The sequence below is a fragment of the Faecalibacterium sp. Marseille-Q4896 genome (assembly GCF_017377615.1).
Lineage (GTDB): Bacteria > Bacillota > Clostridia > Oscillospirales > Ruminococcaceae > Faecalibacterium > Faecalibacterium taiwanense.
Genome location: NZ_JAFREG010000005.1, coordinates 111,046 through 137,820, shown reverse-complemented (window position 1 = coordinate 137,820; position 26,775 = coordinate 111,046). Strand labels below are relative to the sequence as shown.

At 58.2% G+C, this 26,775-nt stretch carries 26 protein-coding genes and 2 tRNA genes; 10 read left to right on the top strand and 18 right to left on the bottom strand.

The window, feature by feature from the left end; all coding sequences use genetic code 11:
• Positions 1-155 precede the first annotated feature (155 nt).
• From J3348_RS10010 to J3348_RS10000, 3 genes are all read left to right on the top strand, one after another.
• Positions 156-953, top strand: coding sequence for a hypothetical protein (locus J3348_RS10010; protein ID WP_242702949.1), 798 nt, complete (start codon positions 156-158; stop codon positions 951-953).
• Between the two features lie 90 nt (positions 954-1,043).
• Positions 1,044-2,411 carry an MATE family efflux transporter gene (locus J3348_RS10005; protein ID WP_207698891.1) on the top strand — a complete coding sequence of 456 codons (1,368 nt, stop codon included), beginning with the start codon at positions 1,044-1,046 and terminating at the stop codon, positions 2,409-2,411.
• Positions 2,412-2,594: 183 nt separating this feature from the next.
• Complete coding sequence (locus tag J3348_RS10000) at positions 2,595-3,254, top strand: phosphatase PAP2 family protein (protein ID WP_207698890.1); 660 nt, start codon at positions 2,595-2,597, stop codon at positions 3,252-3,254.
• Positions 3,255-3,309: 55 nt separating this feature from the next.
• Here J3348_RS10000 and gluQRS read toward each other — a convergent pair whose 3' ends face one another.
• Together gluQRS and J3348_RS09990 are read right to left on the bottom strand one after the other, a co-directional pair.
• On the bottom strand, positions 3,310-4,290 hold the full coding sequence (gene gluQRS, locus J3348_RS09995) for a tRNA glutamyl-Q(34) synthetase GluQRS (protein ID WP_207698889.1): 981 nt from the start codon (positions 4,288-4,290) through the stop codon (positions 3,310-3,312).
• Positions 4,291-4,565: 275 nt separating this feature from the next.
• A complete protein-coding gene (locus tag J3348_RS09990) occupies positions 4,566-6,113 on the bottom strand; it encodes a PTS transporter subunit EIIC (RefSeq protein ID WP_207698888.1) in 1,548 nt (515 codons plus the stop codon).
• Positions 6,114-6,361: 248 nt separating this feature from the next.
• On the opposite strand from J3348_RS09990, the gene J3348_RS14255 reads away from it, so the two are divergent.
• Positions 6,362-6,979, top strand: a complete 618-nt coding sequence (locus J3348_RS14255; RefSeq protein ID WP_242702948.1) for a hypothetical protein — start codon at positions 6,362-6,364, stop codon at positions 6,977-6,979.
• A gap of 97 nt (positions 6,980-7,076) precedes the next feature.
• On the opposite strand, the gene J3348_RS14390 is transcribed toward J3348_RS14255, so the two are convergent.
• The 3 genes from J3348_RS14390 to J3348_RS09975 form a co-directional block, all read right to left on the bottom strand.
• The gene (locus J3348_RS14390; RefSeq protein WP_256372190.1) at positions 7,077-7,208 is read right to left on the bottom strand and encodes a hypothetical protein; all 132 of its coding nucleotides are present in this window, start codon (positions 7,206-7,208) and stop codon (positions 7,077-7,079) included.
• 27 nt (positions 7,209-7,235) lie between these two features.
• Positions 7,236-8,360 (bottom strand): DUF362 domain-containing protein, encoded by a 1,125-nt coding sequence (locus J3348_RS09980; RefSeq protein ID WP_120081270.1) that lies wholly within the window; start codon positions 8,358-8,360, stop codon positions 7,236-7,238.
• Between the two features lie 585 nt (positions 8,361-8,945).
• Entirely contained in the window at positions 8,946-9,806 is an 861-nt protein-coding gene (locus tag J3348_RS09975) for an undecaprenyl-diphosphate phosphatase (protein WP_256372191.1), read from the bottom strand.
• A gap of 223 nt (positions 9,807-10,029) precedes the next feature.
• On the opposite strand from J3348_RS09975, the gene J3348_RS09970 reads away from it, so the two are divergent.
• From J3348_RS09970 to J3348_RS09950, 5 genes are read left to right on the top strand one after another with little or no spacing between them, the layout of a single operon-like run.
• Positions 10,030-10,443, top strand: coding sequence for a TrkA family potassium uptake protein (locus J3348_RS09970; protein WP_005937093.1), 414 nt, complete (start codon positions 10,030-10,032; stop codon positions 10,441-10,443).
• A gap of 16 nt (positions 10,444-10,459) precedes the next feature.
• Positions 10,460-11,125, top strand: a complete 666-nt coding sequence (locus J3348_RS09965; RefSeq protein WP_097774084.1) for an NAD-binding protein — start codon at positions 10,460-10,462, stop codon at positions 11,123-11,125.
• Entirely contained in the window at positions 11,122-11,553 is a 432-nt protein-coding gene (locus tag J3348_RS09960) for a hypothetical protein (protein WP_120081272.1), read from the top strand. The genes J3348_RS09965 and J3348_RS09960 overlap by 4 nt, the downstream gene beginning before the upstream one ends.
• Positions 11,550-12,902: a PH domain-containing protein gene (locus tag J3348_RS09955; RefSeq protein WP_207698887.1), complete on the top strand. Its 1,353-nt coding sequence runs from the start codon at positions 11,550-11,552 to the stop codon at positions 12,900-12,902. Before J3348_RS09960 ends, J3348_RS09955 begins: the two co-directional genes overlap by 4 nt.
• A 21-nt stretch (positions 12,903-12,923) precedes the next feature.
• On the top strand, positions 12,924-13,580 hold the full coding sequence (locus J3348_RS09950; RefSeq protein ID WP_207698886.1) for an HAD family hydrolase: 657 nt from the start codon (positions 12,924-12,926) through the stop codon (positions 13,578-13,580).
• A gap of 492 nt (positions 13,581-14,072) precedes the next feature.
• Here the strand turns inward: J3348_RS09950 and J3348_RS09945 are convergent, their stop codons facing one another.
• From J3348_RS09945 to J3348_RS09885, 13 genes are all read right to left on the bottom strand, one after another.
• The gene (locus tag J3348_RS09945; RefSeq protein ID WP_097774088.1) at positions 14,073-15,395 is read right to left on the bottom strand and encodes an ABC transporter substrate-binding protein; all 1,323 of its coding nucleotides are present in this window, start codon (positions 15,393-15,395) and stop codon (positions 14,073-14,075) included.
• A 98-nt stretch (positions 15,396-15,493) separates the two neighbouring features.
• Positions 15,494-16,201: an ABC transporter ATP-binding protein gene (locus tag J3348_RS09940; RefSeq protein WP_005937160.1), complete on the bottom strand. Its 708-nt coding sequence runs from the start codon at positions 16,199-16,201 to the stop codon at positions 15,494-15,496.
• On the bottom strand, positions 16,194-16,943 hold the full coding sequence (locus tag J3348_RS09935; RefSeq protein WP_005937157.1) for an ABC transporter ATP-binding protein: 750 nt from the start codon (positions 16,941-16,943) through the stop codon (positions 16,194-16,196). The genes J3348_RS09940 and J3348_RS09935 overlap by 8 nt, the downstream gene beginning before the upstream one ends.
• A gap of 2 nt (positions 16,944-16,945) precedes the next feature.
• Positions 16,946-18,001 (bottom strand): branched-chain amino acid ABC transporter permease, encoded by a 1,056-nt coding sequence (locus J3348_RS09930; RefSeq protein ID WP_097774089.1) that lies wholly within the window; start codon positions 17,999-18,001, stop codon positions 16,946-16,948.
• Between the two features lies 1 nt (position 18,002).
• A complete protein-coding gene (locus tag J3348_RS09925; protein WP_005937151.1) occupies positions 18,003-18,866 on the bottom strand; it encodes a branched-chain amino acid ABC transporter permease in 864 nt (287 codons plus the stop codon).
• A gap of 1,049 nt (positions 18,867-19,915) precedes the next feature.
• A tRNA-Glu gene (locus J3348_RS09920) sits at positions 19,916-19,987 on the bottom strand.
• Positions 19,988-20,079: 92 nt separating this feature from the next.
• Positions 20,080-20,156: transfer RNA gene (locus tag J3348_RS09915), tRNA-Met, on the bottom strand.
• Positions 20,157-20,359: 203 nt separating this feature from the next.
• Positions 20,360-21,691 carry a serine--tRNA ligase gene (serS, locus tag J3348_RS09910; RefSeq protein WP_005937144.1) on the bottom strand — a complete coding sequence of 444 codons (1,332 nt, stop codon included), beginning with the start codon at positions 21,689-21,691 and terminating at the stop codon, positions 20,360-20,362.
• A gap of 86 nt (positions 21,692-21,777) precedes the next feature.
• On the bottom strand, positions 21,778-22,647 hold the full coding sequence (locus J3348_RS09905; RefSeq protein WP_005937142.1) for a ParB/RepB/Spo0J family partition protein: 870 nt from the start codon (positions 22,645-22,647) through the stop codon (positions 21,778-21,780).
• An 18-nt stretch (positions 22,648-22,665) separates the two neighbouring features.
• On the bottom strand, positions 22,666-23,499 hold the full coding sequence (locus tag J3348_RS09900) for a ParA family protein (RefSeq protein WP_044953183.1): 834 nt from the start codon (positions 23,497-23,499) through the stop codon (positions 22,666-22,668).
• 591 nt (positions 23,500-24,090) lie between these two features.
• Positions 24,091-24,888 carry a ParB/RepB/Spo0J family partition protein gene (locus J3348_RS09895; protein ID WP_154260225.1) on the bottom strand — a complete coding sequence of 266 codons (798 nt, stop codon included), beginning with the start codon at positions 24,886-24,888 and terminating at the stop codon, positions 24,091-24,093.
• Between the two features lie 159 nt (positions 24,889-25,047).
• Positions 25,048-25,755: a 16S rRNA (guanine(527)-N(7))-methyltransferase RsmG gene (gene rsmG / locus J3348_RS09890; RefSeq protein WP_207698885.1), complete on the bottom strand. Its 708-nt coding sequence runs from the start codon at positions 25,753-25,755 to the stop codon at positions 25,048-25,050.
• Positions 25,756-25,774: 19 nt separating this feature from the next.
• Complete coding sequence (locus tag J3348_RS09885; protein WP_347565380.1) at positions 25,775-26,332, bottom strand: prolyl-tRNA synthetase associated domain-containing protein; 558 nt, start codon at positions 26,330-26,332, stop codon at positions 25,775-25,777.
• An 18-nt stretch (positions 26,333-26,350) separates the two neighbouring features.
• Between J3348_RS09885 and J3348_RS09880 the strand changes: the two genes are divergently transcribed.
• Positions 26,351-26,638, top strand: coding sequence for a hypothetical protein (locus J3348_RS09880; protein ID WP_207698884.1), 288 nt, complete (start codon positions 26,351-26,353; stop codon positions 26,636-26,638).
• The last annotated feature ends 137 nt before the right edge of the window (positions 26,639-26,775 follow it).

The following is a 26,775-nucleotide window of genomic DNA, read 5'->3' as shown; positions in this document are numbered from 1 at the left end:
CAGTGCACCTCAGGTTTATTTTAGCACAATTGCCTGCACGGGTAAAGTGGAACAAACACGCTGCGGCGCGGCTTTTCCGCCTGCCGCAGTCCTTGACAGACCCTGCAAAAAACGGTAAGCTTTACCTGAAAAAAAAAACACAAATGGAGTCATCTATGAAAAAACAGTTTTTCCGCATCCTCTCCTGCTGCGTGCTGCTGGCCTGCCTGTGCGCCCTGCCCGCCTACGCACAGGAACCCAAGGCCGCACAGCCCGCCGCAAAAGAGGATAAGGTGGTAACAGACGTCACCGGTTCTGCCGACCTGATGCGCAATGTCGTTGGCTTTACCACCAACTTTGGCGGGCCGTACCACTTTGCGCAGGCAGACCACAAGTCCCCTGCGCAGGCCTACGGTGATGCCCCTGCCGAGGGAGCCGTTGCAGTACTGCGGCTTTTTGCCCGCGCCGATGACCACGGCGATGTTCCCCTCAACACCAGCGGACACAGTTTCCTCACCATCACCAATGTCTCGGAGCAGGATATCAATGTGGGCGGACTGCTCATTGCGCCGGATACGTCCATCACCGTAAGCACCCGCGGCAACCGCTGTGAGCATTCCGGCATCTGGTACAATCTGGAGGGCTACTACAAGTATTACCTGAACGCTTCTTACTATCAGAATCTTTACGGCATTCAGGTCTCACTGGACCAGAGCCAGCTAGACACTGTAAATCAGGCATTGGCCAACGCAGACCACTGGTCGGCCATTTACAACTGCGCCTCGTTCTCTGCGGGCCTCTGGAATGCCGTGTGCTCCGATACGCTCTGCGCCGGTGTGCCCGAGACCCCGGCCGACCTGAAAGCGGACATGCTGAGGAAGTACCCAGACAAGACGGTATTCGGGCCGACCGTCCCGTATGATTATATCGTATATTACGGCACCAGCCTGACCCCCAGTCAGGAATTTTCCTGACAGAAGATTTTCTCTTGTAATTCTGCGCGTTCCGCTGTATGATATAGGTCATGTATCCAAGTGTATCTTGTCACCGTTACGGAGGAACCTATGACAGCAACCAAAACGCCCGCGTTCCATAAGCCGCCGCTGTTCACCCGGCAGCAGCTCATTGCCCTGCTGCTGCCGCTGATCGCAGAGCAGGCGCTCAGCGTGACCATCGGTCTGGCCGACACGCTGATGGTCTCCTCGGTGGGGGAAGCCGCTGTTTCCGGCGTGAGCCTTGTGGACAGCTTCAACACCCTGATGATCCAGATCATGAGCGCCCTTGCCACCGGCGGCGCGGTGGTCACCAGCCAGTACATCGGCCGGCAGGAGCCAAAGGATGCCAAGAATGCAGCGGCGCAGATCCTGTTCATCCTGTCCAGCTTCAGCCTGCTGGTGGCCGCCGTTGTGGTGGCGGGCCGCCATGCCATCCTGCGCGGCATCTTCGGCTCCATCGACGTGGACGTGATGCGCTATGCCGAGACCTACTTCCTGCTCTCGGCCCTGAGCTACCCGTTCATCGGCCTGTACAACGCCGGTGCGGCCCTGTTCCGGGCGCAGGGCAACAGCAAGATCAGCATGATGTCCAGCCTTGTAATGAATGTGGTGAACATTGGCGGCAACGCCGTTCTGATCTACGGCTTCAAAATGGGCGTGATGGGTGCCGCACTGGCCAGCCTTGTGTCCCGCGCCATTGCCTGCGTGGCTGTGCTGTACCTGCTGCAGCGGCCCGCCTGCCCGCTGCGGGTGGACGGCCTGCAGGCCCTTGCCCCGAAGGCACGGCTCATCCAGCAGATCCTGCGGGTGGGCATCCCTGCCGGTATTGAAAACGGCATGTTCCAGATCGGCAAGCTGTCCGTTTCCAGCTTGACCTCCACTCTGGGCACCGCCGCCATTGCGGCCAACGCCGTGGCAAACACCACCACCACCTTTTTGAACATCCCGGCCAACGCCGTGGGCATGGCTGCGCTGACCGTGGTGGGCCAGTGCCTTGGCGCAGGCGAAAAAGATCAGGCCGTGTATTACTCCCGCCGCCTGATGCTGTTTGCCTACTGCGGCGCATGGTTCATGAACCTTTCGGCCTTCCTGTTTGCCAACAAATTTGCACTGGGCCTGTTCAGCCTCTCGCCGGAAGCCTACGCCATGGCGCTGGAAGTGATGGTGTGGTTCAACATTGTTTCGCTGTTCATCTGGCCTTCCAGCTTTACCATGCCCAACATCCTGCGTGCGGCAGGCGATGCCCGCTTTACCATGACCGTGAGCATCGTGTCCATGTGGGCCTTCCGGGTGGGCTTCTGCTACCTGTGTGTGCTGGCCTTCCGCGGCGGCCTGCTGGCCATCTGGATGGGCATGTATCTGGACTGGGCGTTCCGCTCCCTGTGCTTCTTTGTACGCTTCGTGCGCGGCAAGTGGCTGGAACAGCAGGTCATCTGAATCTTTCCTCTGCATTTTATAAGAGCCTGCCGCGAAGGCAGGCTCTTTTTTACGCAATACGCACAAATAATTTATCTGTTTTTCAGCAATGTTGTCTGCTTTCATTCTTGTTTTTGTCACATTCCCGGCGTATAATTTCACAGTGCTAAGAGCTTTCACTTCTGCAAAAAGGAGGCTTTTTCAATGAAACGCAGTTGGTTTTCGCGCCATCCGCTTTGCTTCATGGCGCTGTATCTCATACTTTATCTTTCCGCATTCAATTTCCTGAACACCCAGATCCATATGCCGCACATCCTCGTGCACTGCCGGCTGGACGATCTGATTCCCTTCTGCAAATATGCGGTCATCCCCTATTTTGCATGGTTTCTATGGATCCCGTTCACCCTGTTCTTCCTTCTGTGGAAGGCACCCCGGGAGGACTTCTGGCGGCTGTGTATGCCGCTGTTCAGCGGTATGACCATTGCGCTGGCCTGCTACGTGATCCTGCCCACCGGGCTGAATCTGCGCCCCTGCTATGTGCCGGGCACAGACATCTTCGCCCGTGCGGTGCGGTTCCTGTACAGCACCGACACACCCATCAATGTCTGCCCGTCCATCCATGTGTTCAACTCGGTCACGCTGATGCTGGCCTATCACCGCTGCCGCATCTTTGAGCAGCCCCGGTTCCGCTGGATGCGCCCGGCCGCTGATGTGCTGTGCATCTCCATTGTATGCTCCACCATGCTGCTCAAGCAGCACAGCTGCATCGATGCAGCGCTGGGCGCTTTGCTGGCGCTGGCACTGGATACCGCGTTCAGCCGTATGATGGACACCAACGATCTGCCGCAGATGCGCCGCATCTGAATCTCTATAAAAAAGAAATGCGCTGTCATCAGGGGCAGCGCATTTCTTTTTTTGTTCAGAACAGATCCTCCGGCAGGCAGACATCCTGCTTTGGCACCTTTGCCCAGGAAAAGTCCTTAATCAGGCTTTCCGGTGTGCGGGGCGCAGGCTCCGGCTGCAGGCCGTAGGCGTAGGCAAGCTTGCCCACGATCTCCTGCGCGATATACTTTTCCCGCAGGTTTTCCAGACTCTGGTCGCCGTCGCGCTTGGAGAGCCGCCGCCCATCCGGGGCCAGCAGCAGCGGGCAGTGGGCAAACCCCGGTGCCTGCAGGCCCAGCAGGCGGTACAAATACAGCTGCCGTGCCGTGGACGAAAGCAGGTCTGAACCGCGCACCACTTCGGTAACGCCCATGCGGGCATCGTCCACCACCACGGCCAACTGATAGGCGAACACGCCATCTGCCCGGCGCAGGTAGAAGTCACCGCAGTCGTGCAAAAGATTTTCGGTGTGCGGGCCCATGCAGCCATCCACAAATGTGATGTCCTCGTCCGGCACCATCAGACGGTAGGCAGGGGCCTTCTTTTTGCGTTTTTCCTCAATTTCGGCAGCGGTCAGGCCGCGGCAGGTGCCCGGATAGACCACGTTGCCGTCCGAGGTATGGGGCGCGCTGGCCGCGTGCAGCTGGGCGCGGGAGCAAAAACACGGGTACACAAGGCCGCGCTCTTCCAGCTTTTTGTAGCTTGCGGTGTAGATCTCCGCGCACTCACTCTGGTAATAGGGGCCGTTCGGCCCGCCGGTGCTGCCGCCCTCGTCCCACGCAAGGCCCAGCCAGTCCAGATCCTGTTCCAGCAGGTCAGCATAGATGCGCGGGCAGCGCTCGGCATCCAGATCCTCAATGCGCAGCACGATGCGCCCGCCCTGACTTTTTGCGCTGAGCCACGCCAGCAGGCTGCAGGCCAGATTGCCAAGATGCAGCCGCCCGCTGGGGCTGGGGGCAAAGCGGCCGGTTGGCGGTACAGGCTCTGTTTTTTGCGTAAAAACTGCTTGTTCTTGCATGTGTATCCTTTCAGCCGCCGGACGATTTAAAATTGCCGACGCGTTCGCTTTGGCAATATCAGCGGAAATATTATTTTTAAATTTGTAACTCCGAAACGACTGCGGTCGTTTCGGAGTTACTTTTTCACGGGAAAAGTCGTAACGGGAAACGGCATGTTGCTGCTGTCGGCTTATCGCCGTCGCGCAGCGACTATAAATCGGTGGAACACAAAAAATCCTTTCGCTCTGCGCGGGAAGCCGCTTTTTCCCTATTATAGTTGCCCGTCCGCCAAAGGTCAACAGACCACCCTGTTCAGCCGCCGCTCCACCGCCTGCCGCACCTCCGGCGCGCGGATGCCGTACACGATCTGCACATCGCAGCCGCTTTGCACCACACCGCTGCAGGGCAGGGCTTTCAGGGCCTGCTCCTTGACGAAGTCCGGGTCGTTCACCGTGACACGCAGGCGGGTAAAGCAGTTATCCACCGTGCGGATGTTCTCCCGCCCGCCAAAGGCTGCAATGAGCTTTTCTACTCCCTGCTCGTCCAGCGGCAGGGCCTTTTCCGGCCGGGACGGCTCTTCCGGGCGGCGGCCCGGCGTGGGCAGGTCCAGCGCCTTGATGAGCACAGTGAACACCACAAAATACACCGCGATCTGGGCAAGGCCCAGCAGATACAGCACCGGGTAGTTCGTGCGGGCCGCACCAGCGGAAAGGTTCATCACAAGCGACCCCAGAAGGTTCGAGGTAAACGCCGTGACTCCGCACAGGTGCAGCAGCACGATGAAGCTGCCGGAGATGGCTGCGTGCGCCAGCCACAAAACCGGTGCCGAGAAGCAGAACAGAAAATCCAGCGGCTCCGTAATGGAAGCCAGCGATGCCGTAAAGGCCAGCGGCAGCAGCTGAAGGGCAGTCTTTTTGCGGCTGCCCCGTCGGGCACAGAAGATGAATGCCGCCGCAATGCCAAAGTAGCCGAAGGTCTTGGTAAAGCCGGTGTACATCCACACGATGCCATCCGAAAACGGCAGGCCGAGGTTATATTCGGTCATCATGACCACATAGGCACCGGTATAGGTGACGCTGCCCACCATAAGCTGACCGCCCAGCTGCGAGAACTGGAACGGCATATACACCAGATGATGCAGTCCTGTAGGGATGAGCAGCCGTTCCAGAAAGCCGTACAAAAACAACCCGATATTGCCGGAAGCGGCAATGAAGCCGGTGACGGCCGCAATGGCCTTCTGGATAGGCGGCCAGACAAAGCAGGCCCCACAGCCCAGCACCGCCGCCAGTGCCGCCACGCAGGCAAAGGACCACCGCACGCCGGAGAACACACCGCCCAGAATGCCGCGGTGGGCTTTTTCGCAGGTGCGGTCATACACAAAGGCGGTGAGCAGGCCCAGCAGAATGCCGCCGAACACGCCGGTGTCCACAGTCTGGATGCCCAGCACCATGGTCTGGCCTGCGCTGTACAGGCCGGTAAGCGCATCCGGCTGCGCCAGCAGGCCCAACTCGGTCAGCGTTACATTGCCCGCTGTCAGGTAGACAAGATAGCTCATCAGGGCGATGAACGCCGCCTGATGCTTTTCCCGCTTTGCCAGCGCCGCCGCAAGACCGGTGCAGAATAGCACGCTCAGATTTGAAATGACCGCCGTGAGGCATTTGTAAATGATCCTGCCCGCCAGCTGCACCGGCTCCCACCGCAAAAAGGGCAGCACCCCGGCCAGCGGCGCACTGGTAAGCAATGCGCCCACCACCAGCAGCAGGCCCGCCGCCGAAAGATAGCTCAGCGGTGCCAGCATTGCGCGGGAGAACCGCTCCAATGCGGCTGTGATGCGGTGCTTCATGGGCGTTTCCTTCCTTTCCGGCTGACGTGGGCAGACACTATACTTGTAGTCAACCGATTTTTGCAAAAAATGTCAAGAATGCAAAGTTCCCAAAAATGCGTTTTTTCTTTGTGCAGGGTGCATATTTCCCGCTTGAAATTCGTTCTGCGCTGTCCGATTGACAACCGCCGCGGCAGAACGTATACTTAAGGTGTATCGTTTTGAAGTGCTGCGGCCCGGCTGCGGCACCGCTCAAGGAGGACACTACTATGAAATTGAGATATACCCGCATCCTCTCGCTGCTGCTCTGCGCAGCGCTGGCCTGCAGCATTCTGGCAGGCTGCGGCGGCTCAACCGCCAGCAGTTCCGAAGCGCCAAGCTCTGCCAGCAGTTCTGCAAGCTCCGCTGCTTCCGGCGAAGACCTGCCTGATTCCACCACCCGGGCCGACACCTCCGGCCTGAACCCCGGCGATTTTGACGAGAACTCCATCTTCTCCATCACCGGCACCGCTGCCGCCTTTGAGCCTTGTCTGGGCTGGGGGCCGGGTGTTTCCGGCTGCTCGCTCAAATCGGTGATCGCAGCGGCATCCCTGCTGCAGTGGGCAGAAAACGCCCGCCTTGCCTCCCGCACCCCGGAAGCCGTGCAGGAAGCTTTCTACAGCTGGTACGACACACTGGACGCTGATGAGCAGGAAAGCTTTGCCGAAGCCTGGACGATGATCGAGCCGGACGCGCTGAGCCTTTTGAGCGACAAGGACAGCATGGCTGGCCGCATTGAGGATGCCGGCCTTGACCCGGACACCCTGCCCGGCTGCACCCTGAAGAACTGGCAGGCCCTGCAGACCGTGCTGGACGACTGCGTGCCGGAGACAAACGGCGAGGCTTAATAAAACAAAAAAGCATCTGCAGCCATCGCTTCTGAATTTCAGAATCAGCGATTTTGTTGCAGATGCTTTTTTCTTTAGCGGGCTCGCCCTCTCAGGCTCACATTCGTTCGCCAGCTCCCCCAAAGTGGGAGCCCTTGGCAGTCCACGCAAAGTCCATTTCTTTGCCAAGGCCTCTCCCTTTGGGAGAGGTGGCACCGTAGGTGACGGAGAGGGCGAGGATGCTGACCATGTGCAGCATTCCTTCTGTTTCTGATTTTTATACCTTCTTCAGCACATACTGGCGGGTGCCCATGCCGATCTTTTCGGCCTGCTCCAGCGTGGCCTTCCACTCGATATTGGGGTTGGAATCCTTGAAGTTGTCGTGGTGGCAGTTCCAGCCGGGCTTTGCAAGGTTCTGGCCCAGCTGGCTGTTCGGCAGCGGCTGTGCATTCAGGCAGGCGTCCGCGCAGGCCTGATCCAGCGCCACCGGGTCAAAGGACGCAAAGATGCCGATATCCGGCAGGATGGGAGCATCGTTCTCGCAGTGGCAGTCGCAGTTGGGGCTGATGTCCTGCACCAGAGAAATATGGAAGCAGGGACGGCCGGCGCACACGGCAGCCGCATACTCGGCCATCTTGCGGTCCAGCATCTCATTGGCGCTGTCGCACTGGGAATAGATAGCGTCAAAGTTGCAGGCACCGATGCAGCGGCCGCAGCCCTTGCACTTGGTCTGGTCAATGACGGCCTTGTTGTTTGCATCGTAGGTAATGGCATCGGAGCCGCACTCCTTGGCGCAGCGGTGGCAGCCGCGGCACAGGCTCTGCTGCACCTCCGGATGTCCGGCGGCGTGCTGTATCATCTTGCCCGCGCGGGAGCCGCAGCCCATGCCGATGTTCTTGAGAGTACCGCCGAAGCCGGTGGATTCGTGGCCCTTGAAATGGGTCAGGCTGATAAAGATATCTGCATCCATGATGGCGCGGCCGATCTTTGCCGTCTTGCAGTATTCGCCGTTCGGCACCGGCACCTCTGCTTCATCGGTGCCGCGCAGGCCGTCCGCAATGATGACCTGACAGCCGGTGGTCATGGGCCAGAAACCGTTCAGCTGGGCGCAGGTGAGGTGCTCCAGTGCGTTCTTGCGGCTGCCCGGATACAGGGTGTTGCAGTCGGTCAGAAACGGCAGACCGCCCTGCTCCTTGCACAGATCGGCCACCACCTTGGCGTAGTTGGGGCGCAGGAATGCCAGATTGCCCAGCTCACCGAAATGCATCTTGATGGCAACGAATTTGCCATCCATATCAATATCCTTGATCCCGGCAGCAATACACACGCGGCGCAGCTTGTCCAGCAGGCTGGTGCCCACGGGACAGCGGAAATCTGTATAATAGACCTTGGATGCTTCCATAGCAGTTTCCTCCATTTTGTTTGCGCGGCACGCTGCCGCATACTCTCTTATTTTGTAGTATAGCACATCTTTTTGCAAAGAAAAAGTGCGGCGTAGGTCGGCAGGTGCGCCCTCTGCGTCCCACGATCAAAATGGCCTCCTCTGATGCTCTGGCCATATTTAGCGGAACTATCATTTCCTAACGAAAGAAAGCCGGAAATCTGCGGATTTCCGGCTTTCTTTTTTCACGGGAAAGAATCGTGGCGGGCAGCGGCATCTTGCAGCGCCGGCTCCCTGCGGAAGCGTTCGCGTAGCAGAAAATGCACAAGCTTATCCGCACGGCTCGTCGCGCAAGCGACTCAAAATCGGCGGAACACAAAAAATCCTTTAGCGGAGCGGCTTGGATTTTTTGTATGGAGCCCAACAGCTTTGGGGTCACTAGGGGCGAGCAGCCCCTAGTTCGTGCCTCCCGCGCCTCGAAAGTAGCGGGTGCTTTTCTGGTTCTCTTTTGGCACGCAAAAGAGAACATCCCCGGCGGCGATGCATCTTGCAAAAGGCATGAAGCCCGCCCCACACGAATGCGCTCTGTGCGGGAAGCATTCCAAATCAGAAGATTGCCGTCGCAGCCGCCACTGCCAGCACGATGATGCCCAGCACGATGCGGTAGGCACCAAAGAACTTGAAATCGTGGCGCTTGACGTAATCCATCAGGAAGCGGATGGCGGCAAGGCTCATGCCAAAGGCCACCACACAGCCCACTGCCAGCACAGCCACCTCGGTGCCGGTCATCACAGAACCGCCGACAACGAACTTGACCACCTTGAGCAGGGATGCGCCCGCCATGACCGGAATGGCCAGATAGAAGGTGAACTCTGCCACACAGGCGCGGGACAGGCCCAGCAGCAGGCCGCCCACAATGGTGGCACCGGAGCGGGAGGTGCCCGGAATGATGGCCAGACACTGCCACAGGCCAATGATGATGGCATCGCGGTAGGTGATCTGCTCCAGCCGGCTCACGTGCGGCGCGGCGCGGCGGTTCTCCACAACAAAGAACAGCGCGCCGTACAGAATGAGCATCGCGGCAACCGTGATGTAATTGTAGAAGTGAGCTTCCATCCAGTCGTCCAGCGGGCTGATGATGAGCACCGGGATCGTAGCCGCTACCACCTTGAACCACAGGTTCCACACGCTGGGCTTGGAAATGACTCTGCCCTGCTTCATGCCAAAGGGCCACAGCTTGCCCCAGAACAGCACCACCACGGCCATGATGGCACCCAGCTGGATGACCACACGGAACATGGACATGAACTCTTCGCTTGCGTTGAATTTGATGATCTGTTCCAGCAGGATCATATGACCGGTGGACGAAATGGGAAGCCACTCGGTAATGCCCTCCACAATGCCCATCAGGATGGCTTTGATGATCTCAAAAAACGTAAGTACCCCTCCTTGTGCACAAAGGCACAGCAGCTTATTTTCTTCCAGTATACCATACTATGTCTCTGCACGCACGCAGAATGCGAAAATTTTTACGCCCGCCGCCACTTTTGCCCTGCAGGCTGTTACTGCGCTGGGAAATGTGTTATACTGATGCAAAGACCCTTTTCCTTCTATTTTATCCGCAAATCAAAACAGAGTTTAAACACCCTTGGTATTTTTGTTGAACCATTCTACAACGAGGTGAATCCATATGAATATTCTGGTGATCGGCTGCGACCAGGTGGGCGCTTCCCTCATCCGCGATCTGGAACGCATCGGCCATGATATCTCGCTGATCGAAAAGGATCCCGAACAGCTCAAGCGTCTGGATGCCTTTGACGACTACAGCTTTGGCGGCACGGCTCTGGTGGGCGACCCCACCGACCCGGATACCCTGCGGCAGGGCGGCATTGACAGCTGCGATGCCGTGGCCGCTGTGAGCGAGGACGACTCGGTAAACCTGATGGCGGCACAGATCGCAAAAAGCATCTTCCGCCGTGAGAAGGTGATCTGCCGCGTATCCGACCCGCACCTGCAGGTGCTGTACCACAAGGCTTATGAGATCGACACCATCTGCCCCACGGTGCTCACCGAGCAATCGGTGTTCCGCGCACTGGCAAAGTAAAAAGTGAGGGAAGCATATGAAAGTTTGTATCGCAGGCGGCGGCAAGGTTGGTATGTATCTGGCCCAGAGCCTGCTGGCCCACCGCCACAAAGTGACCATCATTGAACCGCAGGAAATGCTGTGCCGTTCGCTGGCCGATTCGCTGGATATCCCGGTGATCTGCGGCGATGCCATCAGCTTTGACACCATGCGCACGGCCGACGTTGCCAGCTGCGATGCCTTTGTGGCCGTGACCGGTGCGGACGAGAACAACCTTGTTGCCTGCCAGATCGCAAAGCGGGAATTTGGCGTGAACCGCACTGTGGCCCGGGCCTCCAACCCCAAGAATCGCGAGCTGCTGCACACCTTAGGTGTGGACACCGTAGTGTGCGGCACCGACAACCTGAGCCACATTCTTGAGCGCGAGATCGAGACGGATACCATCCGCCAGCTGCTCTCGCTGGGCGGCGGCACTGCCAGCCTGAACGAAATTTTGCTGCCGGAGAACTTCAAGTTTGCAGGGCAGGCGGTCAAGGACATTCCCATGCCGGGCGACGTCATTCTGGTGTGCATCACCCGCGATGCGGAGTTCATCATCCCCCACGGCAACACCACCTTACTGCCGTGGGACCGCATCCTCTGCCTGACGCAGGATGACACCCTGCACCTGCTGATGGATGCCTGGGGCCTTTCCGGCAAATGACCGAACGTGACCTGCTGCGCACGGCGCTGATCATCCCGCCCAAGGGCCGGGCCGTGCTGTGCGTCTGGGCCGCTGTTCCCGGCGTGTTCTGCGCGCCTTTTGTGTTCTGGCAGAGCCTGTTTGCCGGGTGTATTTTCTGTGCCCTGTGGGCGTGCCTTGTGTTCGCCGCGTGGGCAAGAGCCTGCAGCTTTACCGCAGTGCTCACCGCCCGGAACACTGCCGTGCGGGCCGGTATCGCCGTTCCCATCACACGGCAGCTTCCCCGCCGGGCCGTGACTGGCGTGTGGACCCTGCGCACGCCGCTTCTGTGGCTGGCCGGGTGCAGCGTGCTGGTGGTGCACGGCCCGGGCGTACAGCTGTTCCTGCCGGGCGTGGATGCCCTGCAGGCGCAGGCTCTTGCCGCTGTGCTGATGGAGGAAATGCCATGACCGAACGCGGCTTCCACCCGTTTGCGGTGCTGCATTTTCTGCGCAAGACCATCCTGCTCTACCTGCTGCCGCTTTTGCAGGTGCTGTTTGCCCGCAACTGGGCGGCGCTGCGCACGGCTCTGGTGCAGGGCGCGGCGCTGCTGACAGTGCTTGCCGCTGTGAGCGCCGCCGTGCTGCACGCAGGCCGCTGGCGGGTGGATGCACAGGGAACCCTGCGGGTGCGCTGGCGGCTGGGCGTGCGGCTGGACCGCTGCCTGAAAGCCAGCCAGCTGGCAGCGCTCACCATCGAGCGGCCCCTGCTCTACCGGCTGGCCGGTGCCAGCCGGGTGGTGCTGTACCCTGCCGGGCAGAAGCGCACCCTGACCCTGCTTTTGAGCGCGCAGAACGCGCAGTTTTTAGCTGACCGCATGATGCCGCGCCGGGATGCTGTGGCCCACACCCCGCGCGGCGGCGAAAAGCTGGCCTTTGCGGTGCTGGGTGCCAACGGCCTTTCCACCCTTGCTTTGCTGGCGCTGGCCATCAAACAGAGCAGGCCCTATGCGCCGGATGCCCAGACGGCGGCCTTTGCCCACCTGAACCGCATTGCGGCGTGGGCGGCGCGCTGGCTGCCCATGGGCACAGCATGGCTGCTGGTGCTGGGCGGTGTGCTGTTCTGCGCAAGCCTTGTGCGCAGTGCGGCCCATGCGGCCCATTACACCGTGTGGCGCACCGAGAGTCACCTTGGCAGCAGGGGCGGCTTTGTGCGCCGGTATGAGATGCGCCTTGCGCTGGAACATCTGAGCTATGCGGACCTGCGCTGCTCGCCTGCCACATGGGCGCTGGGCTGCTGCCCGGTGTTCGTTACAGCAGGCAGCTGCCAGCCGGAGATCCCGTTGCTGGTCTGGCGAGAGGACGGCCCTTTTCTACAGGAGCTGCTGCCCGGCTTTGCCCTGCCGCCAAAAGCCCCGGTGGACACCGCAGGCCGCAGCATCCCGGCGTTTTTTCTGCCTGCCGGCATCCCCTGCGGGCTGTGCCTGCTGCTGACAGCGGTATCCCGCTACACCCTGCCCGCCCTCACGGTGCCGCTGCTGGTGGTCGCCGCTGTGTTTGCGGCCCTGCTGGTGGGTGCGTACAACGGCTGGCGCAAAGAGGGCATCTGGCTGCAAAACGGCCGCCTGACCCTGCGCTGGCAGCACGGCTTCCATCTGCACGACATCTGCGTGCTCTGCCCTGTTCCGGCCCTGACGGCCATGCAGTCGCCATGGGCCGCGGCGGTGGGGCGCACCAATCTCACCCTCACCTTTCCGGGCGGGGTGAAGTGCAAGGTGCGCAGCGTAAAGTGCAGCGAACTGCCTTTTTTGCTTTTCTGAAACTGTAAGGAGTCTTTTTCTGTGATAAAAACTGTATTATTCGATCTGGACGGCACCCTTCTGAACACCATCGACGACCTTGCCGATGCAGGCAACTGGGTGTGTGCACAGCATGGCTGGCCCACCTTTACGGTGGAACAGTTCAAGCACATGGTGGGCAACGGCATCCCGAAGCTGGTGGAGCGCTTCTCGCCGGAAAATGCCCGCACGCCGGAGCAGCTGGCGGCCACACTGGCTGAATTCACTGCCCGGTACGACGCCCACAAGGAGGACAAGACGGCTCCCTATCCCGGCATCCCGGAGCTGCTGGACGAGCTGCGGGCACAGGGTGTTCAGTGCGCAGTGTTCTCCAACAAGGCCGACCCGCTCTGCGGCAAGATCATCGCCCACTATTTCGGCACAGGCCGCTTTGACGCTGTGCGCGGCAGCAGGCCCGGCGTGCCCACCAAACCGGACCCCGCCGGGCTGTATGCGCTGATGGACGAGATCGGTGCAGACCGCTCTGCCACCCTTTTTGTGGGCGACAGCGATGTGGACATCCTCACCGGACACAATGCCGGACTGCCCGCCATGGGCGCGCTGTGGGGCTTCCGGGGCCGCGCAGAACTGACCGCTGCCGGTGCGGATGCACTGGCAGCGGTGCCGGAGGATATTTTTACCTATATCCAGAAGGGTTGACGATTTAGAATGCCCTCCGTTTTACTCTGGGCATGTTTAGCGGAAAATTTATTTTTATTTGCAGCTCAGAAAAATCTGCGGATTTTTCTGAGCTGCTTTTTCACGGGGTAGGGTCGTGGCGGGAAGCGGCATCTGCTGCTGTCGGCCTGCGGCCGTCGCGCAGCGACTTCTGATTGGCGGAACCTCAAAAAGCGGTTAAGAGATCTTCACGCCGAACAGGCGGGAATCTCCAACTTTTTGGGGTGGAGCCTACTGCTTTGGGATTATTAAGGGCGAGTAGCCCTTAATTCGTGCCTCCCGCGCTTCGAAAGTAGCGGGTGCTTTTCTGGTTCTCTTTTGGCACGCAAAAGAGAACATACCCGGCGGAGAACGACTTCATAAAAGCCACACAGCCTATCCCCTACTCGAATACGCTCTGCACGGGAAGCAACACGCAAAAAGGCGAGCCGCCCAATGGGCGGCTCGCCTTTTGTGTTCTTCGGGGTAATTTTATCAGCCCAGAGTGACTTCCTGGATCTTGGAGGAAGCGAACTCGAAGGGCCAGACGGTCTTCCACTCCTGATCCTGCACCTGTGCGATAGCAACAGAAGCGTAGGTGTTGTCACGGTAGTGCTTTGCGCCGCCGATCTCGTACTCGGGAGCGAACTCGATCTTGGAGTAGGGCAGAACGATCTTGCGGCCGCCCTCGAATGCACCGTCGATGGACAGCTCTGCCAGAGCGTCGCGGACGGCGGCACCGTCGGTGGAGCCAGCCTTCTCGATGGCGGTCTTGAACAGCCACACAACGGTGTAGGACTCAGCAGAGTGACCGTTCATGTTGACGTTGTAGACCTTCTTGAAGTCCTCGTTGATCTCCACGCCGTTGGTCAGGTCGGGGTTGAACTCGACAACAGAAGCCACGCCGTTTGCGGATGCGCCCAGGTTCGGGATGAAGGAAGGATCGGTGAAGCCGTTTGCCTTGGCAACGATCATCTTGGGCTTGTAGTTCTGCTCCTTCAGGGTCTGGACGAACAGAGTAGCGTCGCCGATGTAAGAGTCGCACAGGATGGCATCGGGATCAGCCTGCTTCAGAGCCAGCACCTGAGAGGACAGATCGGTCGCGTTGGAGCTGTAGTCCACTTCGGCCACAACATCCAGACCGTAGTCGGGTGCGAACAGGTTGACGCAGCGGATCAGCTCCTGACCGATGGCAGCCTTATCGGTGAAGATGGCGACCTTCTTGATCTCGTTGCCGGTCTGCTCCTTGGAGTCCTGCAGATACTTCAGCATATCTTCCACGTAGACAGAGTTCAGCGGGCACAGACGGAAGAAGTAATCGTAGTCCTTGTGGTCCTCGTCGGTCAGACGGTCCAGCGTGGAGATAGCGGTGATCATAGGAATGCCGTACTGCTGGCAGACCTGAGCCACGACCTCGGTAACAACGGACATGTGGCAGCCCATAATGACGTTGACACCTTCCTGAGTGATCAGGCGCTCTGCCTCAGACTTACCGGTGGCTGCGTCGCCTGCGTGATCACCGCGGACAACTTCCAGCATCTGACCGTTCACGCCGCCTGCCTTGTTGATCTCATCCACTGCGAAGTCGATGCCGCGCAGGATGTTCTCGCCGATGGCTGCGTTGCCGCCGGACATTGCGTAGATGGTGCCGATCTTGATGGTATCACCGCTGGCTGCTGCAGTGCTGCCGGATGCTGCGGTGCTGGTAGATGCTGCAGTGCTGGTGGAAGCGGAAGAGCCGCCGCAGGCGGTCAGTGCAGCTGCGCTGCCCAGAACAGCGGATGCCTTCAGGAAGCTTCTGCGAGAGATCTTTTTCATAATTGTCCTCCAATTCTGTTTGTGAAAACAGCTTGTTAATCCGAGATGCCCCGCCGCACCGTGTGAAGTAGTGCCCGCCGGACATCCAGTTTCCAAAATCAGATGCCGAGGTACGCCTTCTTGACGTGCTCGTTTGCCGAAAGCTCGGCGGCGGTGCCTTCCAGCGCCACGCGGCCATTCTCAATAACATAGCCGCGGTCAGCCGCTGCAAGGGCTTTGGTGATATCCTGCTCCACCAGCAGCACCGAGATGCCGTCATTCTTCACCATGGTCTTGGCCACTTCCAGAATGTCGTCCACGATGTTGGGGGCAAGGCCCAGACTGGGCTCGTCCAGGATCAGCAGCTTGGGCATACCGATCAGCGCACGGGCCACGGCCACCATCTGCTGCTCGCCGCCGGACAGGGTGCCGGCAGCCTGCTTTGCGCGCTCGCGCAGTTTGGGGAACCAGTTATAGCACTTTTCCAGATTTTCTGCAAAATGTGCCTTGGTCTCCTTATTGAATGCACCCAGTTCCAGATTTTCCAGCACGGTCATCTCGGTAAAGAGCTGACGGCCTTCCGGCACCTGCACGATGCCGCTGTCCAGAATAACGCGGGAGCTTTTGCCGGAGAGGTCCTCCCCGTTGAACTCCACCTTGCCGGAGCTGGCCTTGACCATGCCTGTGATGGTGCGCACCATGGTGGTCTTACCGGCACCGTTGGAGCCAAGGATGGCAACGATCTCGCCATCCTTCACCTCAAAGCCGATGTCCCACAGGATGTTCACAGAGCCGTAACCGGCGTTCAGACCTTCAACTTTAAGCACTTGCGCCCTCCTTTTTGGTGCCCAGGTACACCTCCATGACGTAAGGATCGTTCATGACCTGCTCGGGCGTGCCCTCAGCGATCTTTTCGCCGTGGTGAAGGACGATGACCTTCTCGCACAGGCTCACGACCGCCTTCATGATGTGCTCGATGAGCAGGATGGTGACACCGGACTCGTTGATCTTGCGGATCAGCTGGATGGCCTCTTCGGTCTCAGCCGGGTTCAAGCCTGCCATGTTCTCGTCCAGAAACAGCACTTCGGGCTTGGTGGCCAGAGCGCGGGCCATCTCCAGACGCTTCTGGTCCGGCGTGCCCATGTCCTTGGAGATCACATGACGCTTTTCGTACAGGCCGGTGAAGTGCAGCACCTCCATGGCGCGCTCCTTGGCCTCTTTTTCGCTCTTTGCACCGGCGTGGCCGAAGTAGGCGGCGGCGGTGACGTTATCCAGAACGCTCAGGTTCTTCAGAGGCTTCATGATCTGGAAGGTGCGGGCGATCTTCATGTTGGTGTACTCATACGCCTTTTTGTTGGTGATGTCCTCACCATTGTAGAAGATCTTGCCTTCGGTGGGCGGGTAGTAGCCGCAGATCATGTTGAAGGTGGTGGATTTACCAGCACCGTTGGGGCCGATCATGCCGGTGATGGAGCCTTTCTCCACCGAGAAAGAAACATCATGCACGGCGGTCAGACCCTTGAACCGCTTGGTCAGGCCCTGGACTTCAATAATAGGCTTTTCTGCCATGATTACTTCCCTCCCTTGTCTGCCATCAGCTCATACTCTTCCAGCACGTCCAGAGACGGCTTTTTGAGGATCTTTTCATCGATGAAGGTCTTGACCTTCGAGTTCATGTACCAGCCCAGAATACCGGACGGACGGAAGCGGATGACCACGATCAGCACGATGGCATACATCAGCATGTTGATGCCGGGCAGGATGGCGGCAAAGTTTGCACGCAGCAGTTCGCTCAGCGGGATCATGATGAGGCCGCCGATCAGCGGGCCTTCGATGTAGGCAGCGCCGCCCACGACTGCCGGCAGCACGATCTCAGTGGACTTGGACTGGATCATAATATCGGGGTCGATGTAGCGGATGTAGCTGACGTAGAAGAAGCCGACCAGACCGGCAATGATAGCCGAAATGACAACGGCAATGACCTTGTACTTGGTGGGGTTGATGCCGATGGCGGCGGCTGCGTCCTCATCCTCGCGGATGGTGCGCAGCGCAAAGCCCAGCTTGGAGCGGCCGATCTTCTTCATGATGAGGTAAACGCCCACCATCATGACGAAGCCAATGTAGTAGTACGGCACCTTGCTGGTAAAGCGGAACTGCGCAAAGGAGTCCTTGCCGAAGGGCAGGCCCACACCGGATGCACGGCCGAAGAACTCCGAGTTGATGATGAACTGACGGATGGACTCGGCAAATGCGATGGACACCAGCGTGAAGTAGGGGCCGCGCAGGATCAGGCTGGGGAAGAAGATGACACCGGCCACAACGCCCACAACGAGCATATCCAGCACAGCGGCCACCCATGGGTTCATGCCCGTCTTTGTGACCACCAGACAGCACACATAGGCACCCAGACCCATGTAAGCGGCCAGACCCAGCGAGTTCTGGCCGGTGATGCCGCCCAGAATGTTCCATGCCATGGACAGGGTGGACATATAGAAGGTGAGAACGAAAATGTTGATGATGTAAGGTTTATCCACGACCAGCGGGATCGCTGCGAAGATGGCGATGATGATAGCCAGAACGATCGCCAGATTGCGGTGATAGGTTTTAACTGCTTTTCTGGTATCCATCTTATCGCCTCCTCAGAATCATGACCTGACGCACGACCAGAATGATGATGAAGGTGACGAACACGATCATATCACTGTAGGACGGGCTGATGAACAATGCACTCATCTGCTCCAGCAGGCCCAGGAAAATACCGGCGAAGAATGCGCCGGGGATGGAGCCCAGACCGCCCACGACCACGACGATCAGTGCGCGGAAGCCGAAGCTTGCGCCTGCGGTGGGATAGATGGTGTAGAACTGGGTCAGCAGAGAGCCGGCGATACCGGCCAGAGCAACGCCCAGACCATAGGTCAGGATGTAAATTTTCTTGACGTTGATGCCCACGACCTCAGCACCAATGGGGTTCTGGGATACGGCGCGGATCTGCTTGCCGGTGGTGGAATACTTGAGGAAGGCAAACAGTGCAATGGCGACCACGATCAGGATCAGGAAGCTGACCAGACGCGGCAGCGCAATGGTGACCGGGCCAAGCGGGATGTAGGTCTGCGAATAAGGGGTAATGATCTTATAATAGGTGGAACCAAAGATGACCAGAGCGCCGTTGGTGAGCAGCAGGCCCAGACCGACGGTGAGGAACAGCAGGTTCGTAAAGCTCTTGGTCTTGAGCGAAGGGGTGATCAGAGTGGACTGGATCAGCGCACCCAGACCGAACATGAGCACTGCAACGATGGGAAGGGCTACATAGGGGTCCACCCCAAAGTAGGTATACAGAACATAGGTGATGTACATGCCCACCATCAACATTTCGCCGTGGCAGAAGTTGACGATGTTCATAACACCGAAAATGATGTTCTGGCCCATACCCATCAGGGAGTAGAAACCGCCCAGCAGGATCCCGTTTACCAGTGCTTGCAAAAAGACTTCCATTGACATCCTCCCGTTCTAAGCATCAGGCGATGGGAACAGATGATGCAAAAACTGCACGCTGCATCCGCCACCGGCCTGTACTCGTGATTGAAAATTGCCCTTGTGGACTCCATTTCCTCCCTTCTGCTCGTACAATTGGTATATCATCTGTATTGTAACGTAAGTGCAGCCTGTATACAAGATATTATTTCTACCAAACTTTGTCATAAATTTATATGGAAAGTGCCAGAATATCCCGGATTTTTTGGTATGCAAGTCAATTTTCGCAGTTAAAAATGGAGGATTGATGTCTTATTGACATAATTTTGTTACTATTTCAGGCCGGAAATTTACGGAAAATGCAGAAAAACCCGGCAGAAGAACACCTGAACGTGTTCCTCTGCCGGGCTTTTTATCCATAAAATGGCATGTGGTATTCAAGATGAAGGCGCACCGCCGCCCTGTCCCGGGTTGTGGTTCCCAGCGTATGCTTCACGCCTTGGAACGGCGTTCGCATCCCGCTGACCACGGCCCCAGCTTTGCTTCCCTGTACTCCCCTTTTTGTCGCTATGCGACATCTTCCCCCGACCGGGGGAAGTCTTTGCTCGCTGGCGGCGGTCAGCTCAGCTGCAATTCCCGTACGGGTCAAATTAAAAATCCCCCGAGCGAATGCAGCGGCAGCAACCACATTAGACATTCCTACAGGATGGGACTTGCAACAACGACGACCGCGGCCAGTGGCCGATGCAGGGAGGAGTTGTTGGGGCAGCGGCCAGCAAGACGCACGTGCCGCCCAAGGCACGCGCGGATGCTGGGAGCCGCAACCCGAAGCATTAAAAAAGAGCCCACTGGGCTCTTTTTTGCCGCCTGCGGGCGGCCGTGTTCCTTCGATTCCTCGTACGGGTTGCATGAAACAGCTACCACATTAGACGTTCCTAGTCGTTGGGACCCGCGCACTAAGCAACAGCCCACTGGGCTGATTGCTTACCCTGCTGCGCAGGGCCGTGCTGTTCGATTCCCGTACGGGTCAAATTAAAAACGCCCTTGCGCAATGCGCAAAGGCGTTTTTATGACCCGTACGGGAATCGAACCCATGTTACAGCCGTGAAAGGGCCGTGTCTTAACCGCTTGACCAACGGGCCTTAGAAATACAGAGCTTCGCTAAAACCTCCGACTTCCATCGTCCACTACTGCAGACGACCGTCCCCCTAACCTTAGCGAAACTCTGTAAAAGTGGTAGCGGTAACTGGATTTGAACCGGTGACACTTCGGGTATGAACCGAATGCTCTAGCCAACTGAGCTATACCGCCACATATTGTTTGTGCACTTGAACAGTGCTCTATTATTATACCCACAGATACCCCTTTTGTCAACACATATTTTTAAAAAAATCATATTTTTTCGTGTCGTCCAAAATACAAACGAAGATACGCAAAAATCCCGCTTTCCATTGAATAGAAAGCGGGATTTTTCAACCATTTATCCGAGCCTTGTGGAAAAGCCGGTCAATTCTTCAGCCCTTCTTGTGGGTGGGAACCATAACCTTCAGGCCGCCCATATACGGCTGCAGCACTTCGGGGATGGTCACGGTGCCGTCGGCCTGCAGATGGTTCTCCAGGAAGGCGATCAGCATACGCGGAGGTGCCACGCAGGTGTTGTTCAGGGTGTGGGCCAGATAGGTCTTGCCGTCCTTGCCCTTCACGCGGATGTGCAGGCGGCGTGCCTGTGCATCGCCCAGATTGGAGCAGGAGCAGACCTCGAAGTACTTCTGCTGGCGGGGGCTCCATGCTTCGATATCGCAGCTCTTCACCTTCAGGTCGGCCAGGTCGCCGGAGCAGCAGTTCAGCTGACGCACCGGGATCTCCATGCTGCGGAACAGCTCCACAGAGTTCTTCCACAGCTTCTCGTACCAGTCAGCGCTCTCGTCGGGGCGGCAGACCACGATCATTTCCTGCTTCTCGAACTGATGGATGCGGTAAATGCCGCGCTCCTCGATGCCGTGAGCGCCCTTTTCCTTGCGGAAGCAGGGGCTGTAGGAGGTCAGGGTCAGGGGCAGAGTGGCCTCGTCCAGAGTCTGGTCGATGAAGCGGCCGATCATGGTGTGCTCGCTGGTACCGATCAGGTACAGGTCCTCACCCTCGATCTTATACATCATGGCATCCATTTCCGGGAAGGACATGACACCCTGCACCACGTTGCCGTGCATCATGAAGGGAGGGATCACATAGGTGAAGCCCTTGTTGATCATAAAGTCGCGGGCATAGGCCAGCACAGCCTCGTGCAGGCGGGCGATGTTGCCCAGCAGATAGTAGAAACCGTTGCCGGCCACGCGGCCTGCAGCGTCCATATCGATGCCGTCGAAGCTCTCCATGATCTCGGTGTGGTACGGAATGGGGAAATCGGGCACCACAGGCTCACCAAAGCGCTGTGCTTCCACGTTATAGGTATCATCCGGGCCGATGGGCACGCTGGGATCGATCATCTGCGGGATGGTGTACATGATCTCCTGAATGCGTGCGGACAGGGTCTCTTCTTCCTTTTCCAGCTCAGCCATCTTGTCGGCGTCGGCCTTGACGGCGGCATTGTTGGCATCGATCTGAGCCTGCAGCTCAGCCTTCTGTGCCTCATCGGTGCACTTCTTCAGCTGGCCGAACAGGGGACCGTTGGCCTTGCTCAGCTTGTTGCGGGCAGCCTTGAGGGCTTCCACTTCCTTCAGGCATGCGCGGTACTTGGCATCCTTCTCGATGACCTCATCCACCAGCGGCAGCTTTGCGTCCTGGAACTTCTTCTTGATGTTTTCCTTGACAGCGTCCGGGTTTTCACGGACAAATTTGATATCAAGCATGATTGACTCTCCTTGCTCTATTTCGGTTCGCACAGAAGATCCCCTCCCCTGTGCCGTTCAAAGACGGTCGCCCGCCTTGGATCGCTTTATTCTTCGTTCTGGTACTGTCCCAGCAGGTTGGCAAAGGCCCGCAGCTGCTCGTCTGAATAGAAATGCACGGTCAGCCTGCCCTTGCCGTCGTGGTAGGCCACGTTCACCTCGCTGCCCAGCACCTGCTTGAGGCTTTCTTCCACCTCCACCGGCAGGGTGCCCCGCGGCTGAGGTTCTCTGGGCTCCTTTGCGGGCTTTGCCAGCTTTTTGCACAGCGCCTCGGCCTGACGCACGTTCAGCTGGTTGTCCGCAATGATCTGCGCCGCCTGCTCCTGCAACTCCGGTGTGGGCAGGCTCAGGATCACCTTTGCGTGGCCGATATTGATAAAGCCGCTTTTCAGCAGTTCCAGCACGTTTTCCGGCAGGTTCAGCAGGCGCAGGCTGTTGGCCAGTGCGCTGCGGCTCTTGCCCAGCTTCTGTGCCGCCTGCTCCTGCGTCAGGCCGCAGCGGGTCATCAGCTCCCGGATGCCGGTTGCTTCTTCCACCGGGTCCAGATCCTCGCGCTGCAGATTTTCCACCAGAGCCAGCTCCATGGCCTGCTCGTCGCTGACTTCCTTGATGACCACCGGCACATCGTTCAGCCCTGCCATGCGGCAGGCACGCCAGCGGCGCTCACCCGCCACGATGCTGTAGCCGCCGCGCGGGCGCGGACGCACCGCGATGGGCTGCAGCAGACCATGCTCTGCAATGCTGGCCGCCAGCTCGCCCAGCGCCTGTTCGTCAAAGGTCTTGCGCGGCTGTTCCGGGTCCGGTTCGATCTCACGTAGGGGCAAGGTGTCTACCTTTGCACCGGACTCAAAAACCGGGGCGGCATCTTCAAACAGACTGTCCAGCCCGCGGCCAAGCCCTCCTTTTCCTCTTGCCATTCATGTTCCCCCTGAGGTTTAATCTTCCAGAGCATTTTTCGTCTGCTCTGCGACGGGTGCACTTTTTCTGCGGGCCTTTTTGGGCTCGTGCGGGCGGTTGTTCTTGACAAATTCGATTGCCAGATCCATGTACGCTTCGCTGCCCTTGCCCTTGGGTTCATAGAAATTGATGGGCTGGCCGTAGCTGGGTGCCTCCGAAATACGGATGGAGCGCGGGATGGTGGTCTTGTACACCTTGGAGCCGAAATACTTCTGCACCTGCTCCACCACCTGCACGGTCAGGTTATACCGCAGCGAGAACATGGTGAACACCACGCCCTCGATATCCAGATACGGATTGTACTTTTTGCGAATGGTCTTTAAGGTGCTGATCAGCTCCGAAAGACCCTCCAGCGCGTAATACTCGCACTGCACCGGAATGAGAACGCTGTCGCAGGCACTCAGGCCGTTCAGGGTGAGCAGGTCCAGACTGGGCGGACAATCGATAAAGATGAAGTCATAGTCCTTCTGCACCTCGGCCAGCGCCTTGCGCAGGCGGCTCTCACGAGCGGGCAGGTCGATCATTTCCAGACTGGCACCGGCCAGACGGGTGTTGGAGCCGATGACATCGGTGCGGTACTCGGTCTTACGGATGGCCTCGGATGCCCGCGCCTCACCGATCAGGATCTCGTAGGTTCCCTTTTCCACGCTGCGCTTCGGGATGCCGTAGCCGGTGGTGGTATTGCCCTGCGGATCAAGGTCTACGATGAGCACCCGCTTGCCCAGCGCCGCAACGCAGGACGACAGGTTGACGGCGGTGGTGGTTTTGCCAACGCCGCCCTTCTGGTTCGCAATTGCTACAATTTTTGCCACGCACAATTCTTCCTTCCGGGAAAATTTAATTGTTCCATGTGGAACATTCGCAGTCATGCCCGCCGGTTTCCCGTCCATACAGGCACCTTAACACCTAGTATAGCACATCCAAATCGGTTTTTGAACCATCTGAAGCGTTTTTCCGCTGGATTTTTAACTTTTAGAGGTGGGAAAATCAAAAACTGCACGGTTTTGGGAGCCGAATCAACGATTTGGAATGCGCGCCGGGAAGCTGGCTAGCCCTCTCAGTCAAGCCCTGTCGGGCTTGCCAGCTCTCCCAAAGGGAGAGCCCTTGGCATAACGGCAAAGTTTCCGGGCAAACCGCAAAGCTTGCGGTTTCGCCAGAGCCTCTCCCTTTGGGAGAGGTGTCACCGCAGGTGACGGAGAGGGTTCACGCCGTGAGAAACTCCCCCAGTCATCTCGCTTTGCTCGATGCCAGCCCCCTCGGAGATGGGGCCCTTGACATGGTGGGAAAGCTGCCGGATAAATTGCAAAGTTTCCGGCACGCCAGAGGCTCCCTCTCCGAGGGAGCTGGAAAAACCGTCAGGTTTTGACTGAGGGAGTTCGTCCCCTGTTCCACATGGAACAATTTTACCGTTCGGCGGCGGTGGTTGGGATGCGCACCGTATATTCGATATACCCGTCCTTCTCCTCCCGGTGGGCAGTGGCGGGCACACCATTATCGGTCATCAAGCGGATGGCATGGTCGATGGTGTTCACAAAAATACGCACATCCTTGACCATCGAGATGCGGTGCCTGCCTTTTGCAGGGGTGTTGAGCAGCTGTTCAATGTAGAGGTCGGTCTGGCGGGCGTTCATGCGGCGCTTGGCAATGTTGATCAACGCTTCACTGCGGCGGTTCTCCGGCAGACGCAGCACCGCCCGGGCATGGCGCTCCGTGAGGCTGTTGTCCAGCACGAACTGCCGCTGGTCGGCGTTCAGCTGCAAAAGCCGCAGCTTGTTGGCAAGGGTGGGCTGCGCCATGCCCAGTCGCTTGGCGGCTTCGGCCTGGGTGCAGTCCCACAGCACCATCACATCCTTTAAGCCCTGCGCCTGCTCAAAGGGGTTCAGGTCTGCGCGCTGGATGTTTTCCAGCAGGCCCAGCGCGGCGGTGCGCTCATCGTCGTAATCACAGAGGATGGCAGGGATGTTGTTCATTTTAGCAAGGCGGCAGGCACGGAGCCGCCGCTCCCCGGCTACCAGCTCGTAGCCGCCATCCGACACTTTTCGCACCGAGATGGGCTGCAGCAGACCATTTTCACGGATGCTCTGGGCCAGCGCAGCCAGCTCCTGCTCGCTGAACTCCCGCCGTGCCTGAAACGGCGACGGCCTGATCTGATCGATGGGCAGGAAATAAATTTTGCCCGCCTGCTTTTTGCGTTCAAACATGGATACACGGCTCCTTTCGCGTGGTGGATGGGTTTTGTTTTTCACATTTTCCCGGGAAAGCGTGGAAAACTCAGGCTTCAGGCACAGTGTATCACACAAATAAAAGCCCTGCCAGAAGTTTCGTTCGGCAGGGTTTTACAAAATTCTATCGATATTTCGTTATTTCAACGGGCTTTTCGCAATTTTTCCGCCGTTTCTGGGGTAGGCTGTCGGAGTCTGCGAAATCTTTTTGCACAGGATCAGGGTGCGGGTGTCGCCGCCCGGAAGGTGCAGAGTGCGGGTCTCTTTGTACTCGCCGCCCAGCTTTTTGATGGCACCGCGCGCTGCGGCCAGTTCTTCCTCACCGGAAGAGCCCTTCATGGCAAGGAAGTTTCCCCCTACCTTTACCAGCGGCAGGCAGTATTCGGCCAGCATGGGCAGCGCAGCCACAGCCCGGGCAGATGCCAGATCAAACTGTTCACGCCACGCCTTGCGGGCGGCTTCCTCGGCGCGCTCCTTTGCAAACTCCACGCCGGTCAAACCCAGCTGGGCACAGGCGTACTTCAAAAACTCCACCCGCTTGCCGGTGGGCTCCATCAGGGTCAACTCCAGTTCCGGCTTGTAGATTTTGGTCACGATGCCCGGGAAGCCTGCGCCTGCGCCCACATCCACCATGCGGCCCGCCACTTCCGGCTGGCTGGCAAACAGCAGGCTGTCGAGGAAGTGCTTATCCTCGATCCCCTCGGGGTCGGTGATAGCGGTCAGGTTGACCTTCTGGTTGTAGTCCACCAGAATTTCGGCAAAGGCATCCAGCTGGTCCAGCTGGGTGCCGGTGAGAGTGATGTTCCATGTGGAACATTTTGCTTCAAGGCGCGGTTTATCGATCATACGCAGGTTTTCCTTTCTGTTATTCGCCGGTCAAGTGAACAAAGATCGGCTCGTGGTGCACGGCAGGCAGGAAAGTTTCCAGCACATCTGCCGTTCGCAGCTTGAGCGAGGAGGTGTTGATGCAGGGGTGGCAGCCGAGGTACTCCCCTGCCTTTATGTCCTCATCCATCAGCAGCTGCACCTTGTTTTCGGTGTCGTTGGCAAGCCCCATGATGGAGGAGGAACCGGGCGTGCAGTCCAGATACTGCTCCATATCCTCGGGCGAGGCAAAGCTCAGGCGGGCAATGCCCAGCTGGTGGGAAAGCTCTTTGGTTTTGAAGGGCTTGTCCCCGGGCATCATGAGCAGATAAAAGTTCGTCTTCTGCCGGTTGCACAGGAACAGGTTCTTGCAGACGGTGGCATTCAGGCAGGCATCGATCACATGGCAGTCCTCCATGGTGTCAGCCTTCATCCAGCCGTGGTCGGTGCGCCAGAATTGGATGCCCAGCTTGTCCAGCAGGTCATAGGTACGGATCTCTTTTTCCAGCCGCCCGGTGCAGTCGGCAGGACGGCCCTCGTAAAGCTTCAGTTCTTCCATTGGTTGCAGCTTCTTTCTATGTTTAACGATTTCAAATGCCCTCCGCGTTGCTCTGGGCAAATTCATCGGAAAAATTATTTTTATATTTGCAAATCAGGAAAATCTGCGGATTTTCCTGATTTGCTTTTTCACACGGAAGGTCGTAATGGTAAACGGCATCTACTGCCGCTGACTCCCTGCGGGAGCATTCACGCAGCAGAAAATGCACAAGCTTATCCGCACGGCGCGTCGCGCAAGCGACTCGAAATCCGCTTCGTGATTTTCCGTGTCTGTGCGAGAAATCCACGAGTGTTCGTTGAATTTTGAAGGTTTGCCGAAGCAGGATTTCTTACATCCCTCCTGAACATCCCTCCAATCTTCAGAAACCGGTACTAATGTCCCAAAATTGAATATAAGCCGATGTGGCGGAATGGCAGACGCAAACGACTCAAAATCCCTTGTGC